Origin of the sequence: Aureimonas fodinaquatilis, from assembly GCF_008369445.1 — a bacterium.
Lineage (GTDB): Bacteria > Pseudomonadota > Alphaproteobacteria > Rhizobiales > Rhizobiaceae > Aureimonas > Aureimonas fodinaquatilis.
Window position 1 is genome coordinate 187227 of the sequence record NZ_VTWH01000005.1, and the last position, 18077, is coordinate 205303.

Here is an 18077-nt window from a genome sequence, read left to right on the forward strand (position 1 = left end):
GCGTGGCCTGACTCCAGCGCAGGCGCAGGCTTTGGCCAACGCCCAGGTGGAAGATCAGGCAAGAGCGCGCCAGGCAGCCGAGGCGGTGGCCAAAGAGGCGAAGGCGCAGGAAGAGGTTCTGGCCAAGGCGCAGGAACAGGCTGCACTGGAAGCGGAAAAGGCTGTGGCTGAAAAGCCAGCCGAACCTGCTCCGGCACCCGCTCCGGTGGCAGAAGCAGCGCCAGCACCGGCTCAGGCCAGTGTTGCGCCGGATGCCGCGCCAGCGAAAGCCGAGGCACCGCAGCCAGCCGTCAAGGCTCCCGCAGCGCCAGCACCGGTTCAGCCGGCCGCTCCGGTTGCATCGCAGCAGCCCCGCCCGGCAACTCCGCCGCAGCGTCCCGGTGCGCCGAATCAGGGCAACAACAATCGCGGTGGCCAGTTTAATCGGCCGGGTGGCAATCGTGGTCCAAATAACCGCGACAACAATCGGGACAACGGGCGCAATACGCCAGCCCCGGGTGCTCGCCAGCCACGTGGTGCCGTTCTTTCGGACCTGTCGTCCAAGGAAATGGATGCGCGCCGCCGTGCATTGGAGCTGGCAAAGCAGCGCGAAGTTGAAGATCGTCGACTGTTCCAGGAAGCCGAAGCGCGTCGCGTAGCGGAAGATGAGCGTCGTCGTTCCGAAATGGAAGAGAGCGAGCGTCGGCAGGCTGAAGAAGCTGCCCGGCTTGAGCTTGAGGCTGTGGCCCGCAAAAAGGCCGAAGAGGATGCGGCTCGCCGCGTTCAGGCCCGGGCACAAAATCGCAATCGCAGCACTCCAGCGGCAGCCGAGCCGGTTATTCCTGGCCCACCGCCAGTGGATGACGGTCTTGGCCTTCGTCCGGCAACGCGCACAGATTTGTCGCGTGGCAGCCGCCGCGCAACCGATGAAGAAGAAAGTGCCCGCGGTCCGGCAGGAGCCCGCCGCCCAACTCGTGGCGGCGCGGGTGCTGCCGAAGCTGCCAAGCCGGCAAGGTCACGAACCGCTGGCGATGACCGCCGTGGCGGCCGCGTCAACCTTGATCGTGCCTTGTCTGATGACGATTCGCGCGGTCGCTCCCTTTCGGCGATGCGCCGGCGCCAGGAAAAGTTCAAACGGTCGCAGCAGACCCAGACACGAGAGAAGATTTCTCGCGAGGTTACCATTCCTGAGACCATTACCATTCAGGAACTGGCCAACCGTATGTCGGAGCGCTCGGTTGACGTTATCAAGTTCCTGATGGCGCAGAATCAGATGATGAAGCCCAGCGACGTCATCGACGCTGATCTGGCAGAACTGATCTCCGGCGAATTTGGCCATACGGTCAAACGCGTTGCCGAGTCGGACGTTGAAGAAGGCTTCTTCAATGTCGCCAATGATGAAAGCAAAATGCTTCCAAGGCCGCCGGTTGTGACCATCATGGGTCACGTTGACCACGGCAAGACATCGCTGTTGGACGCCATTCGCAAGACCAGTGTGGTTTCCGGCGAAGCGGGTGGCATCACCCAGCACATCGGTGCCTATCAGGTTGATCATCACGGGCAGAAGATCTCGTTCATCGACACGCCGGGCCATGAGGCATTCTCTGCCATGCGTGCACGCGGTGCTCAGGCCACTGACATTGCCATTCTGGTAGTGGCGGCGGATGACAGCGTGATGCCGCAGACAATCGAGTCCATCAAACACGCCAGAGCGGCTAAAGTGCCGATCATTGTTGCGGTGAACAAGATTGACAAGCCGGCCGCAGACCCGACCAAGGTTCGCACGGCTCTGTTGCAGCATGACGTGTTCGTGGAATCCATGGGCGGTGAAGTGCTGGACGTCGAGGTCTCGGCCAAAGCGCGGACCAATCTGGACAAACTTCTGGATGCGGTTCTGCTTCAGGCGGAAATTCTGGAATTGCGCGCCGATCCGACACGCACGGCTGAAGGTGTGGTTATCGAGGCGCAGCTGGACCGTGGTCGCGGCCCGGTCGCAACAGTTCTGGTTCAGGCCGGTACCCTCAAAACCGGCGACATTCTGGTTGCCGGCAATGAATGGGGCAAGGTGCGCGCGCTGGTTGATGATCAGTCGCGTCAGGTCAAGGAAGCTGGACCTTCCATGCCGGTAGAAGTGCTGGGCATGCAGGGCACGCCAGGTGCGGGCGACAGATTTGCTGTTGTGCAGAGCGAAGCTCAGGCACGGCAGATCGCAGAATATCGTCAGCGTCTTGCGCGTGAGAAGGCGGTTGCCAAGTCGGTTGGCCAGCGCGGTTCTCTGGAACAGATGATGAGCCAGCTTCAGGCCACCGGCCTGAAAGAGTTTCCGCTGGTCATCAAGGGCGACGTTCAGGGCTCCATCGAGGCAATTACGGCTTCTCTGGAAAAGCTCGGGACAGAAGAAGTTGCGGCCCGCATCGTTCATTCGGGCGCCGGCGCTATCACCGAGTCGGATATTGCACTGGCAGCGGCCTCGAATGCGGCCATCATCGGCTTCAATGTTCGTGCCAACACTCAGGCACGGCAGGCGGCAGACCGCGAAGGCATCGAGCTGCGCTATTACAACATCATCTACGATCTGGTGGATGATGTTAAGCAAGCCATGTCGGGGCTGCTCTCGCCGGAACGGCGCGAGACATTCCTTGGCAATGCGGAGATTCTCGAAGTCTTCCACATCACCAAGGTGGGCAAGGTTGCAGGTTGCCGCGTTACCGAGGGCAAGGTCGAGCGCGGGGCAGGTGTTCGCCTCATCCGCGACGGTGTTGTCATCCACGAAGGCAAGCTTTCAACCCTCAAGCGGTTCAAGGACGAAGTGTCCGAAGTTCCGGGCGGTCAGGAATGCGGTATGGCCTTTGAGCGTTATGACGATTTGCGTCAGGGCGACGTCATTGAATGCTTCCGCGTAGAGCATGTGGCCCGCACGCTGTAAGGCGCTGTCAGGCACAGACTCACACTGCGACCCGGCGCCGGGCATTGCAAAGTGCTGGATCAATCCCGCTATTCCATGAAAAGCGGGATTGATCCACAGCGCGCGCCGTTGTTCATCGTGCAATTGAGATCCTATGGTTCGTAAATCAAACATATCCAAAGAGCCCTCGCAGCGTCAGTTAAGCGTTGGCGAAAAGGTCAGGCATGCTTTGACTGAAATTCTCCAGCGGGGTGAAATTCGTGATCCGTTGTTGGAGAACGCGGTTGTTTCGGTCAATCAGGTTAAAATGTCGCCGGATTTGAAGCTGGGAACGGCATTTGTAACGGTGCTTGGCCAGAATGATGTTGCGCCCTTTGTCGATGCACTGAACCGCAATCAGCGGTTTCTGCGTGGCCGTATGGCGCCTGCATTGCGCCAGATGAAATATATGCCGGAAATCCGTTTCCGCGCAGACGACAGTTTTGACAACTATGCCCGTATCGACGCTTTGCTGCGCTCCCCCGAGGTGGTGCGTGATCTCGACCGCGATGACGAGGACAATGAAGGAGATGCCAGCTAATGGCGCGCCGCGGTAAGGTGAAAGGTCGTCCGGTTTCCGGCTGGGTTATTCTGGACAAGCCCAGAGGAATGGGCTCCACAGACGCAGTTTCCAAACTGAAATGGCTTTATTTTGCGCAGAAGGCGGGGCACGCTGGCACGCTGGACCCGCTGGCCTCGGGCATGCTGCCCATCGCGTTGGGAGATGCGACCAAAACCGTTCCCTATGTTATGGACGGGCGCAAGGTCTACCGTTTTACGGTTCGCTGGGGTGCCCAGACATCAACCGATGATACGGAGGGGCCGGTCACCGAATCCAGTGATCTGCGCCCTTCTGCGGAACAGGTGGAAGCTGTTCTTGGCAACTATACCGGCGAAATCAGTCAGGTTCCGCCCCAATATTCTGCCATCAAGATAGAGGGTGAGCGCGCCTATGATCTGGCGCGCAGCGGTGAACTTGTGGAAATTGCAGCCCGTACCGTGATGATCTTCCGGTTGGAAATTGTTGCGACACCGGACCATGAAACCACGGTGTTCGAAGCGGAATGCGGCAAGGGAACTTATGTCCGGTCACTGGCCCGCGACATGGGCCGCGAACTGGGCTGTTTTGGCCACGTGATCGACCTGCGCCGCTTGTCGGTCGGCTGTTTCGGCGAAGATGACCTCGTAACTCTTGAAGAGTTGGAGCAGGCTGCCGAGGACGGCCGCGAGATCCTTGACGAAAGCTCGCGAGATGCGGGAGCCAAGGCGCGCGTTATCGACTTTGTGCCGCTGGACGATTATCTGCTGGCACCGGCAGCCGCATTGGCCGACCTTTATGAGGTTAATCTGTCCGAAGACCAGTCGGCCAGAGTTCTTGCAGGAAATCCCGTTTTGCTGCGTGGACGCGATGCACCGGCCTTTTGCGAAGAAGCCTTTGCCACCGGCCATGGGCGCCTGGTGGCCATCGGATCCATTGAGCAGGGCTCGTTTCACCCTCGTCGGGTTTTCAACGGCAAAAGCTCATGAAATTGCGGCGTTTTGGCAAGCCAACAACTGCCAAAATGCTTCAGGGTGGTATTTGCGAGTCAATTGCCGTATATGCCGCCCATCATCGCACGCAGATTTTCGGTGCGGTGCAGCCGACCCACGCTGGACGACATCCCGGCGGCGGGTGTCCTTACCCTCTGACGTGAAGAAAGGGATATACGATGTCGATTACGCCTGAACGTAAGGCCGAAATTCTGAAGGACTATGCAACCAAGGAAGGCGACACTGGTTCGCCGGAAGTGCAGGTTGCCCTGTTGTCTGAACGGATTTCCAACCTGACCGGACATTTCAAGGACCACAAGAAAGACAACCACTCCCGTCGTGGCCTTTTGAAAATGGTTTCGCAGCGTCGCCGCCTTCTCGACTATTTGAAGGACCGCGAAACAGAGCGCTATCAGGCGCTTATTTCGCGTCTCGGCCTACGCCGCTAACACTGATTTGCGCTGCTGGAGTGATCTTGCAGCGCAAATTTTTATGGGGGGAGAGCCGGCCTGCGTGCCGCTGTTCCCTGACATTCAGACGCTTCAGACAAAAGCGTCATCCCCCGGCTGAACCAACGATGGACAGCCGATGAGCCGACGCTCATGGGGCAGGATTGCCGGATGCTTCTGTTTGGCGGAAGCCTCCTGTCGTCTTGCCCGTGTGCGTTTTATCTGACGAAACGTCGCAGCGTGCACAGCACGCGCGGCAGACAAGAGAGAAACCTATGTTCAACACCCATAAAGTGGAGATTGAATGGGCGGGTCGCCCGCTGACGCTGGAAACCGGTAAGGTTGCCCGTCAGGCGGATGCCGCTATCGTCGCAACTTATGGCGAAACTGTCGTTCTGGCGACGGTTGTGTCGGCCAAGGCCCCTAAGGCGGGCTTCGACTTTTTCCCCCTGACAGTGAACTATCAGGAAAAGGCTTTCGCAGCCGGTCGCATTCCAGGCGGCTATTTCAAGCGCGAAGGTCGCCCTTCTGAAAAGGAAACGCTGGTATCGCGGTTGATCGACCGTCCGATCCGGCCGCTCTTTGCTGAAGGCTACAAGAACGACACGCAGGTTGTTGTCACCGTTCTTCAGCACGATCTGGAAAATGATCCGGACGTCCTGGCAATGGTTGCCGTTTCTGCCGCGCTGACACTTTCCGGTGTGCCTTTCATGGGTCCAATCGGCGGTGCGCGCGTTGGCTACATCAATGGTGAGTTCAAGCTGAACCCACATATTGACGAGATGGTTGAGTCCAAGCTTGACCTGGTGGTTGCCGGCACTCAGGACGCGGTGCTGATGGTTGAGTCCGAAGCGCAGGAACTGGACGAAGCCACAATGCTGGGCGCGGTGATGTTTGGCCACAAGGGCTTCCAGCCGGTGATTGACGCTATCATCAAGCTGGCCGAACACGCCGCCAAGGAGCCGCGTGAGCACAATGCTCCCGATTTCAGCGCGCTGGAAGGCGAAATGCTGAAGCTGGTCGAGGGCGAACTGCGCGATGCCTACAAGAACACTGACAAGCAGGCCCGTTACGCCGCTGTTGATGCGGTCAAGGCAAAGGTTCTGGCGCATTTCCTTCCAGAAGGCGTAGAAGCTCCTGCGCATTCGAAAGAAGATGTCGGCTCGGTCTTCAAGGAATTGCAGGCCAAGATTGTTCGCTGGAACATTCTGGACACGCAAAGCCGCATCGATGGCCGCAACCTTTCAACTGTGCGTGCAATTGTTTCGGAAGCGGGCGTTCTGCCACGCACTCACGGCTCGGCGCTGTTCACCCGCGGTGAAACACAGGCGCTGGTCGTCGCTACGCTGGGCACCGGTGAAGATGAGCAGTATGTTGACTCGCTCACCGGCACCTACAAGGAAACCTTCCTGCTGCACTACAACTTCCCGCCATATTCGGTGGGTGAAACCGGGCGCATGGGTTCGCCAGGTCGCCGCGAAATCGGCCATGGCAAACTGGCATGGCGCGCTATTCGCCCGATGCTGCCAGCCAAGGAAGCCTTCCCTTATACATTGCGGGTTGTTTCCGAAATCACGGAATCCAACGGTTCATCTTCCATGGCAACGGTTTGCGGTGCGTCGCTGGCCTTGATGGATGCGGGCGTTCCTCTGGGCCGTCCGGTTGCCGGTATCGCCATGGGTCTGATCAAGGAAGGCGAGCGCTACGCGGTTCTTTCCGACATTCTGGGTGACGAAGATCACCTCGGCGATATGGATTTCAAGGTTGCCGGTACGGATCAGGGCATCACATCCCTGCAGATGGACATCAAGATCCAGGGCATCACCGAAGAAATCATGCAGATTGCTTTGGATCAGGCCAAGGATGGTCGTATCTACATTCTGGGTGAAATGTCCAAGGCGCTTTCCGAAAGCCGTTCCGAGCTGGGTGAGTTTGCGCCGCGCATTGAAGTCATGCAGATCCCGACCGACAAGATCCGTGATGTTATCGGTTCGGGCGGCAAGGTCATTCGCGAGATTGTCGAGAAGACCGGCGCCAAGATCAATATTGAAGACGATGGCACAGTGAAGATTGCTTCTTCTTCCGGCAAGGAAATCGAAGCTGCCCGCAAGTGGATTCACTCCATCGTTGCCGAGCCTGAAGTTGGCGAAATCTACGAAGGCACCGTGGTCAAGACTGTTGAGTTTGGCGCATTCGTCAACTTCTTCGGTTCACGCGATGGTCTGGTGCATATCAGCCAGCTTGGAGCCGAGCGTGTTGCCAAGACCACTGATGTCGTCAAGGAAGGCGACAAGGTGTGGGTCAAGCTCATGGGCTTTGATGAGCGCGGCAAGGTTCGTCTGTCGATGAAGGTTGTTGATCAGGCCACTGGTCAGGAAGTTAAGGCATCGGCAGAAGACGCTGCCTGATCAGGTTGTCGACGATTAAAAAGGCCGGGATCGCACCCGGCCTTGCAAACTGTAAAACCTCTGGCGCAATCCGGAGGTTTTTTTTGATTCATCAGGTGTTCGGTCTGATCACAGCATAAACGCATTGATCAGCGACTTGGCGTCAGGGCTGGCCCATTCTGCTGGCCCATTCATGGCTGCGCGCGCGCAGCCTTCCTCATCCACCAGAAATGTGACCGGCATGCCAAAAGCAATGCCGTTGCTTTTCAAGGTGTTGAACAGCTCCAGAGTCTCATCGCGATACAGCGGCATATGGGTCAGATCATATTCACGATAAAATTCAGCCGGCTTATCGGTTTTGCCAAGATCGATATTGATTGGCACTACGGCAAAGCGGTCGCTGCCCTCTTCCGCCTCCAACTGGTCAAGAACCGGCATTTCGGCGCGGCACGGTGCGCACCATGTGGCCCAGATATTGACGAGCAGCGTTTTGCCGCGCAAATCGCCCAAGGTCATGGGCTCGCCTTCAGCGGATTGAAAGGCCAGAGCCGTTGCGTCAAATGGCCGATCCAGCGCCAGCATGGCGGCAACCTCGCCACGCGCCGAAGCGTTGACCCGTTCATTTAAATTGTTGTTGAGCGGGCAGCTGTCAGCAACTTCGTTGCCAGACCGGCTCTCTATCACGTATACGCCGAGTGCACCGGCCGCAATGCCGCCAAGCAACGCCAACAGGCCAAAACGCAGCATGGAGCGGCTTTTGGGTTTAGCTGGGGTTGACGGCGGGGTTTGCGGATCGGACATAGCGAACAACCTTTTGACAGCATTGGCCGGAGGCCGGAATGACCAGGAAGCCTGGCAATGAAATGTGGGGCGGCCGGTTCGCTCAGGGACCGGACGCGATTATGGAAGGCATCAACGCTTCCATAGATTTTGACAAGAGGCTTTATCGTGAAGATATCGCCGGGTCATTGGCTCACGCTGCCATGCTGGCAGAAAATGGCATAATTTCGAAAGAGGATGAGGTTTCGATCCGTGAGGGGTTGGAAACCATCCGCTCTGAAATTGATAGTGGTGCGTTCAGTTTCTCGCGTGAACGTGAAGACATTCACATGAATATTGAGGCGAGGCTGGCCGAGTTGATTGGTCCGGCAGCGGGCCGTCTGCATACGGCGCGCTCACGCAATGATCAGGTTGCTGTCGATTTCCGGCTTTATGTGAAATCCGCCCTGGTGGATGTTGATGCCGCGCTGACGGACCTGATCGAAGCGCTGCTGACTCGGGCGCAAGAGCATGCAGGCACGGTTATGCCGGGCTTTACGCATTTGCAGGCAGCCCAACCGGTAACATTTGGACATCACTGCCTGGCCTATGTGGAAATGGCTGCTCGCGACCGCTCCCGTGCGCGGGATGCGTTGCGCCGCATGGATGAGTCGCCTTTGGGCGCCGCGGCGCTGGCTGGCACCGGCTTTCCGATTGATCGCCACCGCACGGCAACGGAACTGGGGTTTCGCGAGCCGACCCGCAATTCGCTGGATTCGGTTTCCGATCGGGATTTTGCCATTGAGTTTCTGGCGGTGGCAGCGATGACAGCAATGCATCTTTCCCGTCTGGCGGAAGAAATCGTCATCTGGTCGACGCCGCAGTTCAGTTTTGTGCAGCTCTCCGATGCGTTTTCAACCGGCTCGTCCATCATGCCGCAGAAGAAAAATCCTGACGCAGCGGAACTGGTGCGCGCCAAAACCGGGCGCATCAATGGCTCGCTTGTGTCGCTTTTGACGGTGATGAAGGGGCTGCCGCTGTCTTATTCCAAAGACATGCAGGAAGACAAAGAGCAGGTGTTCGATACGGTTGATTCGTTAAGCCTGGCCCTGGCGGCCATGACCGGCATGGTCAAGGATATGGCAATCAATGCGGACAAGATGCGCGCCGCGGCAGGCGCCGGCTTTTCCACCGCCACCGATCTGGCAGATTTTCTGGTGCGACAGGCTGGATTGCCGTTCCGGGAGGCGCACCATGTGACGGGGCGTGTGGTGGCTTTGGCCGAATCGCGCAAAGTGGCTCTGGAAGATTTGCCACTGGCAGACTTGCAGGCCATTGACGTAAGGCTGACGGATGAAGTGTACAGTGTGCTATCTGTCGACGCATCGGTAGCCAGCCGCAAAAGTTTTGGCGGCACGGCACCGGAAAATGTTGTGAGGCAGATTGCATATTGGCGGAATAGGCTGGCTGAGTAGATAGCCGCGCAATTCCAGTAAAGAAAAGGCGGAGTTGATGTCGTTTCGAGCGATGGGTGTTGTCGGTCTGGTGCTGCTGGTCACACTGGCGGGCTGCGGGCGCAAAAACCTGCCGGTGCCACCGGTGGCGGAAGGGCAGCCAGCCAAGCCTTATGTGATTGCGCCCGACGGGGCGGGGTTGGCACGTGCGCCGGTCATCACCAACCGCACGTCTGAAACATCGGTTGTCCCGTCAGAGGTCACGCGCAATCCGGGTGCAGAGAACAAGCCGTTTCTGCTGGATAGGCTGTTGAACTGACATTATTTTTACAAACACCAGATCGTTGCACCCGCCGGCATTGTGCCGGTGGCCCACTGTCCCGGGCGTATCATGAATCATTTTGACTATATCAATGGCGTGCTGCATGCCGAGAATGTCGATCTTCGCGAGATTGCCGGGCAGACAGGAACACCGTTCTATTGCTATTCAACGGCAACACTGACGCGGCACTATCAGGTTTTCGCCAAAGCCTTCGCGGATATTGATTCCCTCGTCTGCTATGCTGTGAAAGCCAATTCCAACCAGGCTGTGCTGAAAACCCTGGCAGATTTGGGCGCGGGCGCGGATGTGGTCTCCGGCGGTGAGCTGCTACGGGCTTTGCGGGCGGGCATTCCTGCGGAAAAGATCATGTTTTCCGGGGTCGGCAAAACGGATGAGGAAATTGATCTGGCCCTGAAGGCCGGGATTTTCTGCTTCAACATCGAGTCTGAACCGGAGCTGCACGCGATTTCACGCCGAGCATCGGCGCTTTCCCGGGTGGCGCATGTTTCGTTCCGCATCAATCCTGATATTGATGCCAAAACCCATGCCAAAATTTCCACTGGCAAAAAAGCGGACAAGTTCGGCATCGCGTTTGACCGGGCCGAAGCGATCTATGAACTGGCGGCAACTCTGCCAGGCATCGCCGTTTCGGGCATCGACATGCATATCGGCAGCCAGATTATTGACATGGAGCCATTTGATCTGGCGTTCGGCCGCCTTGCTGAGCTGGTCGGGCGTTTGCGGGCGCGGGGACACGCTATCACGCATGTTGATGTGGGCGGCGGACTGGGCATTCCCTATCGCACCGACAACGCGCCGCCTCCAGAGCCCACCGCCTATGCGCAGATTGTCAAACGGCATGTGCAGGATCTTGGAGCGAAGGTCATTTTTGAACCGGGGCGGCTGATTGCTGGCAATGCCGGAATTCTGGTCACCAAGGTCATTTATGTGAAGGAAGAAGCGGGGCGAACCTTCATCATTGTCGATGCGGCAATGAATGATCTGATCCGGCCAACTTTGTATGAAGCGTGGCACGATATTTCGCCGGTGGTCAGGCAGGAATCTGACGCTGACTGGATAGTGGCCGATATTGTCGGGCCGGTGTGCGAGAGCGGCGACTATTTTGCCAAAGACCGGTCGATTGCTCCGGTGGCCGTGGGTGACCTCGTATCCATTTCGACTGCCGGTGCCTATGGGGCGGTGCAGTCTGGCACGTACAACACGCGGCCACTGATTGCCGAAGTGATGGTCAATGGGGATCAGTTCTTTGCAGTTCGCCCGCGCCAGACACTGGACGAACTGATCGGGCTGGACAAATTGCCGACCTGGCTTTGATGGAAAATGCTGTTCCGCCTCGTCTTTGCCGCAAATTCCGCTAAGGTTTGGTTTAAACAGCAGTCCAGCCAAAGATAGAGCACAGTTCAAGGATGCAGGGAAAACCCGCCCGGCCTGAAACGCCTGCAAATGGCGTCCGCACTGGTATGGTGCGGCTGGCGGCGGGGCTGTGGATTTTTCTGGAGCGGGTCTGGCCGCTTGTGCTGGCTCTGGGTGGTCTGATCGGCCTTTTCCTCATCCTGTCATGGGCCGGCATCTTTGCCATGCTGCCGGGGTTGGCGCGAATTGGCATTGTGGTGGCGTTGGTGCTGGCCGTTCTGGTGGCATTGTGGCGAAACCGCTCTGTTCGCATGCCGACCCAGCGCGATATCGAAACGCGCATTGAGGCTGAAACCCGGCTTGCTCACCAGCCATTGCAGACACAAAGCGATGTTGCGCTGGGGGATGATCCCGTATCGCTGGCGCTGTGGCAGTTGCATCAGAAGCGGATGGCGGAGCGGCTGTCGCATCTGGCAGCAGGCTTGCCGATCATGCGCACCGAGCGGCTGGACCCCCACGGGTTGCGGGCGGTTGTCGCGCTTTTGCTGGTGGTCAGCTTTGCTTATTCCTACGGTCCTGCGGGGGGGCGTGTGGCTGATGCGTTCATGCCGCTGGAGCAGTCTCTGCTGGCGCAGGTGCGGGTGGATGCGTGGGTGCAGCCACCGGCCTATACCGGCCGAGCGCCGGTTTTTCTCGGCGAAACACAATCGGGACAGAGACTGGAAGTTCCAACAGGCAGTGTGCTGTCTGTGAGGGTATCGGACGGGTCGGGCGTTGGCCTTTCGTTTCAAGAGGTTGACAGTGAAGAGGTGTCGCAGGCGCCGGTGAAGGCCGGTGAAACTTCCGGTCTGCCGCTGGAATTTGAACTGCCCGTAACCCGGTCGGGGCGGGCATTGCTTGCCACCCGGTTCAGAACGCTGGGTGAATGGGACTTCGCAGTTATTGCCGATACGCCGCCATCAGTGCGCGTGGAAGGACAGCCAAAGGTTGCGCGCAATGGCGCGCTGGAAGCTGCTTTTGTGGTGGAGGATGATTATGGCGTGGCACGCGGAAAGGCAAATTTCCTGCCGCTGGCCGAGCCTGCCCCCAATGCACGCCCGCTGGTCCAGCCACCGGAGCTGAACCTTGCGGTGCCTCACCGCACAAAGGGCGAGGCACGCGGGCGACTCTCCACCAACCAGACCGAAAATCCCTATGCCGGAACACAGATGAATTTGGTTTTGAAGGTGGAGGATGATGCGGGGCAATCCGCCACCTCGCAGCCTTTTGCCCTGGTTCTGCCGGAGCGCAGTTTTACCAACCCGCTGGCACGCGCAGTGGTTGAACAGCGACGTATTCTGGCGCTGGATGCCAATATGGCGGGCCGTGTGGTGGAAATGCTGGATGCGCTGACCATACATGGTGACAGTTTCATCAACCGCGCCACAGACTATCTGGCTCTCCGGGCAGTGCGGGAGCGCATTGCCAATGCCCCGGATGATGCTGTGCTGCTTTCGGCTGTGGATTTTCTCTGGGACATTGCCCTTGGTATTGAAAGCGGCAACCTGTCCTTTGCCGAACGCCGCTTGCAGGAAGCGCAGGAAGCGCTGTCGCAGGCGTTGCAGGATGGTGCCTCGGAAGAGGAAATTGCCCAACTTATGCAGGAACTGCGGGACGCCATGCAGGAGTTCATGCAGGCCATGGCAGAGGCTATGCAGAACCAGCCACCGCAAAGCCAGCAGCAACTGGGTGAAGGGCGGGAAATTCGCCAGCAGGATTTGCAGCAAATGCTGGATCGCATTGAAGATCTGGCACGCACCGGCTCCAATGAGGCCGCGCAGCAATTGCTGTCAGAACTGCAGGAGATGATGAACAACCTGCAAATGGCGCAGCCGGGTGGCCAGCAGAATGAAGGTTCACCGCAACCGCTGGATGATCTGAGCAAATTGTTGCAGCAGCAACAGCAATTGATGGACCAGACCTATGATCTGGGTCGGGAGACTGCGCGTCAGCAGATGCAGGGCATGTGGGGCGAGGAGCAGCAGCCTGAGTCCGGGCAAAACAGCCAGGAGAACCAGCAAGGGCAGCAACAGCAACGCTTTGACGACTTGCGCTCGGGGCAGGCAGATTTGCAGCAGCAGCTTGAGGCTTTGAAACAGGCGCTGGAAGAACTGGGTCTTGGTGAAATTGGCGATCTGGACCGCGCGGGCGAGGCCATGGGCGAAGCCGAGGGCGCGCTGGGCCAGGGCAATGACGGCGAGGCGGTGAACCGTCAAAGCGAGGCATTGCAAGCGATGCGGCAGGCAGGGCGCGAAATGATGCGTCAGATGCAGGAGGCCATGCAGGGCCAGCAAGGCCAGGGCATGGGGCAGGGCATGGGCAGCGCGGGTCAAAATGGTCGCGATCCGCTGGGACGGGATCGTGGCGGCATTGGGCGGGAAAGCGGCCAGAACACGGATATTCCGGAAGAAATTGACGTTCAACGCGCGCGCCGGGTGCTGGAACAGATCCGGCAGAGGTTACAGGATCGGCTGTTGCCCCAGTTGGAGCGCAGCTACCTGGAGCGCTTGCTGCAAATGCAATAGAGCATTCCCTGTTAAAGCTGGTTTGCTTCAACAGCAGGACAAAGTGGCAGAGCATTGCAGATGATCATAGGAAGCGTTGCATCGCACCGATGGCGGCCATCAGAATGACCACGAGCCAAGGCGGTGCCTTGGCTACGACCAGAAGCAGAAAACCACCCAGCGCCAGTGCAAAATCCAGCGGCTGCAGAATGGCGCTTGTCCAGACTGGATTGTAGAAAGCCGCTGCCAGTATGCCGACCACCGCGGCGTTGGCACCGCGTATTCCGGCCTGCACCATGGCGAAGTCTGTCAGCCGGTTCCAGAAGGGCAAAGCGCCGTACAGCAGCAGCATGCCGGGCAGAAAAATTGCAATCAAAGCCAGACTGGCGGTGGCGAGGCTATGGTCTGGCTGCCCGATCAAGGCACCCAGATATGCGGCGAAAGTGAATAGCGGCCCGGGAACTGCCTGCGCCAGCCCGTAGCCGGCCAGAAAGCTGCTTTCATCCAGCAAACCGGGAGTGACAATCTGGGTTTGCAGCAGTGGGAGAACAACATGCCCGCCGCCGAACACCAACGCACCGGATTGGTAAAATGCGCTGAAAAGCTGCGCACCTTGTATCCAACCTATCGGAGCCAGCAGCAGCCCGGCAAACAGGACCAAGGCAGCAATTCCTGCAGATCGCGAAACTGGCAGATGCAGATTGGCTGAACGATATGCCCCGGAATTGCGGCAGAACAAAAGGCCTGCCACAGCACCAACGGCAATTGCCGCGACTTGCCGGGGCCAGCCGGGAAGCAGCAAAAGGGTGGCCACCGCAGACGCGGCAATGACCAGCCGGGTTATGTCCGGTGTCAGGCTGCGCCCCATGCCCAGAACCGCTTGTGCAACCACGGCCACGGCTACCAGTTTAAGCCCATGGACCAGCCCCGTGGTCCCTGGGCTGGAAAACGCTGTCAAGCCGAGCGCCAGAGCAAAGAGAAGCATGGCGGAGGGCAAGGTGAATGCCACCCATGCGGCGATGCCGCCCGCCAGACCGCCGCCACGCAGAACGCCAATTGCAAAACCAACCTGGCTGGAAGCTGGCCCCGGCAGCAACTGGCACAGCGTCACCAGTTCGCCATAGGCTTTGTCATCCAGCCATTGCCGCCGCGTTACAAACTCGTCCCGGAAGTAACCCAAATGCGCGACCGGTCCGCCGAAGGATGTCAGGCCCAGTTTCAGAAAGGCTGCGAAAACCTGCAGAATCGAGCCAATTTGAAGGCCGTTCACCAACATATTCCCAAGATTCTCTGGTTCCGGGTGTCGTCACATTGTCTTGCCGTTGAAATGCAACTGTTCCAGCGGCAATGCTCTACGCCATGCGACGCACGGGTTCTTCGCTGGTATAATCCGGCAATATCTCGCGCATGTGACGGCGAATGTCGGCCAGCGTAAAAGGCTTGTCCACCACGCCTCGAATGATGCGGGTCAGATCATCAGCGGCTTCCCGTTGCTCGGCATAGCCCGTCATGAGCAGTACCGGCAGTTCCGGAAAACCGGCATGAATGGCATGCGCCAGCTCAATGCCGCTCATCACCGGCATGCGGATGTCAGAAAGCACGGCATCAATGGTGCCCGCCGCTGCAACAAGCACTTCCAGCGCGGTTTCGCCATCATCGGCAGTCAGAACCTCATGGCCTTCAAGCCTCAGCGCGCGTGCCACCAGCAGTCGAATTCCTGCCTCATCATCAACAATCAGAATTTTGGCCATGGATGCCTCCCGGCCAATGGTTTTCTTTCTGGTTGAGCAAGTATCATTATCCGCTTTTCCACAATGTCCTGACCCGTTGGTCGCTGGGGCCATTATGGCGATAATGTCTTTAATAGAGCTTTCCGCTGTTGTTCAAATGCCGGATGTTTCCTCAATCACCCGGCCAACAAATGGCAACTCGCGAAATGCATGGCCAACATCCATTCCATAACCGACAACGAAATGGTCGGGGCAGTCGAAACCCACATGCTCTGCGTTGATATCGGTTTTGCGGCGCATGGGCTTGTCCAGCAGCACGGCAAGCTCCACACTGTCGGCGCCTCGGCTCAACATAAGATCGCGGGCATATTTCAGCGTCCGGCCGGATTCCAGAATGTCATCAACCAGCAGAACCTGCCGGCCTTGCACATTGCTATCAATATCTCTCAGCACTTTGACCTCGGTTGACACCGTGCCAGAGCCGTAACTTGAAAGAGTAATAAACTCAACTTCCGGTGCAACTCCGGCATGGTGCAACGCGCGAATAAGATCGGCGGCGAAAACGAAAGAACCTTTCAAAACAGACACAACAAGCATATCAGGCCGGGCGTTGGCGGCAATTTCACTGGCCATACGCTCAACTTCATGGGCAATCGCCTCACTGGAGTAAAGCGTTTCAATCTGTTTGCCGCGTACTTCAATCATTGCGCATGCCAATCGCTGGAGAACTTGTTAATCAAATCCTCTACATGGCTTTTCGAGCTATTGCGAACGATTCTCTGTGGGAAAATGCGGCGGGATCGGCTTCGCAATTTGGCTGCAATCTGCCGGGCAATAACTGAATGCGCATTTGCAAATGTGGCTTTAGCAAATGAGTAAGGTCTCATGGTTAATGAATATTAAAGCTGCTTTTGAGCATGGACGCAGACAGATTTTGAAGAGGCGGTCTTGATCAGGTTTGAAAATGTCGGGCTACGCTATGATACCGGGCCAGAGGTGCTGCGTGATCTGAATTTTCAGATTGAACAGCAATCCTTCCAGTTTCTCAGCGGTCCTTCTGGTGCGGGTAAAACCAGCCTGATGCGAATGATGTTTCTGGCCGTCCGGCCAACGCGCGGCGTGGTCACCATCATGGACAGGGATGTTTCAACCCTGTCGCGAACCGAATTGCCGGGTCTTCGCCGGCGCATTGGTGTTGTGTTCCAGGATTTCCGGTTGCTTGACCATATGAGCGTTTATGAAAATGTGGCGCTGCCGCTGCGGGTGCGTGGCAGGGAAGAGGCTAGCTACCGGCAGGATGTGGTGGATCTTTTGCGCTGGGTGGGGTTGGGAGAGCGCATGCAGGCGCTGCCCATGGTTTTGTCAGGCGGTGAAAAGCAGCGCGCTGCCATTGCCCGCGCATTGATAGACCAGCCCGATCTGCTGCTGGCCGACGAACCAACAGGAAATGTGGACCCGCCACTGGCGCGCAGGCTTTTGCGGCTGTTTCTGGAACTGCACAAGCTTGGCACAGCAGTTGTCATCGCCACGCATGATCTGTCGCTGATGGATCAGGTGTCGGCGCGGCGCATGGTGCTGGCAGATGGGCGGCTGACAATTCATGCGTGAGCGGCTGGCCCTTACATTCGAAAGGTTGGGGCTTGGATGGAAGTCCGCTGGTCGCGCAGCCATTGTGCCACCGGGCAATATAGCCAACCATGCCTTGATGGCAGTTATCGCCATCATGACCTTTCTGGCCAGCCTGACGCTGGGCAGTGTGCTGCTGGTGGCAGATACATCGGCATCCTGGCAACGCGACATCGCGCGGGAGCTGACGGTGCAGATACGCCCGGAACCGGGAATGGACATGGATGCGGCAACAACCGCGGTGCAGGTGGTCCTGCTTGCCACCCCCGGCGTTGTATCGGCCACGCCGCTGGATGATGCGGCCGCCAACATGCTTCTATCACCCTGGCTGGGTGATCTGGACCTGACGGCATTGCCAGTGCCGAGGCTGATTGCGGTGGAAATTGACTTGGGCAGCGCGCTGGACTTCGCCGCTTTGGAGGAGGCTGTGGAACGGGCGGTGCCACAGGCCAGTCTGGATGACCATAGGGCATGGATTTCCCGCCTGGCGGTTATGGCCGGGGCCATGGTGACTGCCGGGGTTGCAATATTGGCTCTGGTACTGGCCGCAACGGTTTTAACCGTGGTTTTTGCCACACGCGGTGCCATGACTGGCAACCGCCATATCATCGAGGTGCTGCATTTTGTCGGTGCCAGCGGGTCGTTTATCGCTGGTCAGTTTCAGCGGCATTTCCTGCGGCTTGGGCTCATTGGTGCCGCCATTGGCGGGGCAATTGCGCTTGTGCTTTTCCTTCTGGTCGGGTGGTCCCTGCGACCGGATCAGGTTGGCGCAGAGGCGGATCAGTTCCGGGTTATGTTCGGCACATTTAATCTTGGGATCTGGGGCTACTCATTAATCGTTATGCTGGCGCTGGCGGTTGCGGTGTTGACGGCTTTAACCTCGCGCTTCACCGTATTGCGCCAGCTTGCAGCTATCGATCTTTTGGCTCCGGTGGATGGGTGAACAGGTTTGGCAAGGCTCAAGCACAGTTTCACCCGCA

15 protein-coding genes are annotated in these 18077 nt (G+C 58.1%); 11 read left to right on the forward strand and 4 right to left on the reverse strand.

The window, feature by feature from the left end; genetic code table 11:
* The first annotated feature begins 31 nt into the window (after window positions 1-31).
* From infB to pnp, 5 genes are all read left to right on the forward strand, one after another.
* Window positions 32-2905: a translation initiation factor IF-2 gene (gene infB / locus FPY71_RS17020; RefSeq protein ID WP_425457912.1), complete on the forward strand. Its 2874-nt coding sequence runs from the start codon at window positions 32-34 to the stop codon at window positions 2903-2905.
* A 133-nt stretch (window positions 2906-3038) separates the two neighbouring features.
* Window positions 3039-3464, forward strand: a complete 426-nt coding sequence (gene rbfA, locus FPY71_RS17025; RefSeq protein WP_149301528.1) for a 30S ribosome-binding factor RbfA — start codon at window positions 3039-3041, stop codon at window positions 3462-3464.
* Window positions 3464-4450: a tRNA pseudouridine(55) synthase TruB gene (gene truB, locus FPY71_RS17030; RefSeq protein ID WP_149301529.1), complete on the forward strand. Its 987-nt coding sequence runs from the start codon at window positions 3464-3466 to the stop codon at window positions 4448-4450. Before rbfA ends, truB begins: the two co-directional genes overlap by 1 nt.
* Window positions 4451-4632: 182 nt before the next feature.
* Window positions 4633-4902 carry a 30S ribosomal protein S15 gene (gene rpsO, locus FPY71_RS17035; RefSeq protein WP_149301530.1) on the forward strand — a complete coding sequence of 90 codons (270 nt, stop codon included), beginning with the start codon at window positions 4633-4635 and terminating at the stop codon, window positions 4900-4902.
* A 275-nt stretch (window positions 4903-5177) separates the two neighbouring features.
* The gene (gene pnp, locus FPY71_RS17040; RefSeq protein ID WP_149301531.1) at window positions 5178-7310 is read left to right on the forward strand and encodes a polyribonucleotide nucleotidyltransferase; all 2133 of its coding nucleotides are present in this window, start codon (window positions 5178-5180) and stop codon (window positions 7308-7310) included.
* 108 nt (window positions 7311-7418) lie between these two features.
* On the opposite strand, the gene tlpA is transcribed toward pnp, so the two are convergent.
* Window positions 7419-8090: a thiol:disulfide interchange protein TlpA gene (gene tlpA, locus FPY71_RS17045; RefSeq protein WP_149301532.1), complete on the reverse strand. Its 672-nt coding sequence runs from the start codon at window positions 8088-8090 to the stop codon at window positions 7419-7421.
* A 38-nt stretch (window positions 8091-8128) separates the two neighbouring features.
* Between tlpA and argH the strand changes: the two genes are divergently transcribed.
* The 4 genes from argH (at window position 8129) to FPY71_RS17065 (ending at window position 13762) form a co-directional block, all read left to right on the forward strand.
* Complete coding sequence (argH, locus tag FPY71_RS17050) at window positions 8129-9523, forward strand: argininosuccinate lyase (RefSeq protein ID WP_149301533.1); 1395 nt, start codon at window positions 8129-8131, stop codon at window positions 9521-9523.
* Window positions 9524-9560: 37 nt separating this feature from the next.
* Window positions 9561-9821: a hypothetical protein gene (locus FPY71_RS17055; protein ID WP_149301534.1), complete on the forward strand. Its 261-nt coding sequence runs from the start codon at window positions 9561-9563 to the stop codon at window positions 9819-9821.
* Window positions 9822-9893: 72 nt separating this feature from the next.
* Window positions 9894-11159 (forward strand): diaminopimelate decarboxylase, encoded by a 1266-nt coding sequence (gene lysA, locus FPY71_RS17060; protein WP_149301535.1) that lies wholly within the window; start codon window positions 9894-9896, stop codon window positions 11157-11159.
* Between the two features lie 92 nt (window positions 11160-11251).
* Window positions 11252-13762, forward strand: coding sequence for a TIGR02302 family protein (locus FPY71_RS17065; protein ID WP_149301536.1), 2511 nt, complete (start codon window positions 11252-11254; stop codon window positions 13760-13762).
* Window positions 13763-13826: 64 nt separating this feature from the next.
* On the opposite strand, the gene chrA is transcribed toward FPY71_RS17065, so the two are convergent.
* The 3 genes from chrA to hpt form a co-directional block, all read right to left on the reverse strand.
* Window positions 13827-15017 carry a chromate efflux transporter gene (gene chrA / locus FPY71_RS17070; protein WP_149301537.1) on the reverse strand — a complete coding sequence of 397 codons (1191 nt, stop codon included), beginning with the start codon at window positions 15015-15017 and terminating at the stop codon, window positions 13827-13829.
* Window positions 15018-15093: 76 nt separating this feature from the next.
* Window positions 15094-15492, reverse strand: coding sequence for a response regulator (locus tag FPY71_RS17075; RefSeq protein WP_149301538.1), 399 nt, complete (start codon window positions 15490-15492; stop codon window positions 15094-15096).
* Between the two features lie 132 nt (window positions 15493-15624).
* Window positions 15625-16176, reverse strand: coding sequence for a hypoxanthine phosphoribosyltransferase (gene hpt / locus FPY71_RS17080; RefSeq protein WP_149301539.1), 552 nt, complete (start codon window positions 16174-16176; stop codon window positions 15625-15627).
* Window positions 16177-16419: 243 nt separating this feature from the next.
* Here hpt and ftsE point away from each other — a divergent pair, with 243 nt between their 5' ends.
* Window positions 16420-17079: a cell division ATP-binding protein FtsE gene (ftsE, locus tag FPY71_RS17085; protein ID WP_149301540.1), complete on the forward strand. Its 660-nt coding sequence runs from the start codon at window positions 16420-16422 to the stop codon at window positions 17077-17079.
* Window positions 17072-18040, forward strand: coding sequence for a cell division protein FtsX (locus FPY71_RS17090; protein WP_188052402.1), 969 nt, complete (start codon window positions 17072-17074; stop codon window positions 18038-18040). Before ftsE ends, FPY71_RS17090 begins: the two co-directional genes overlap by 8 nt.
* Window positions 18041-18077 lie beyond the last annotated feature (37 nt).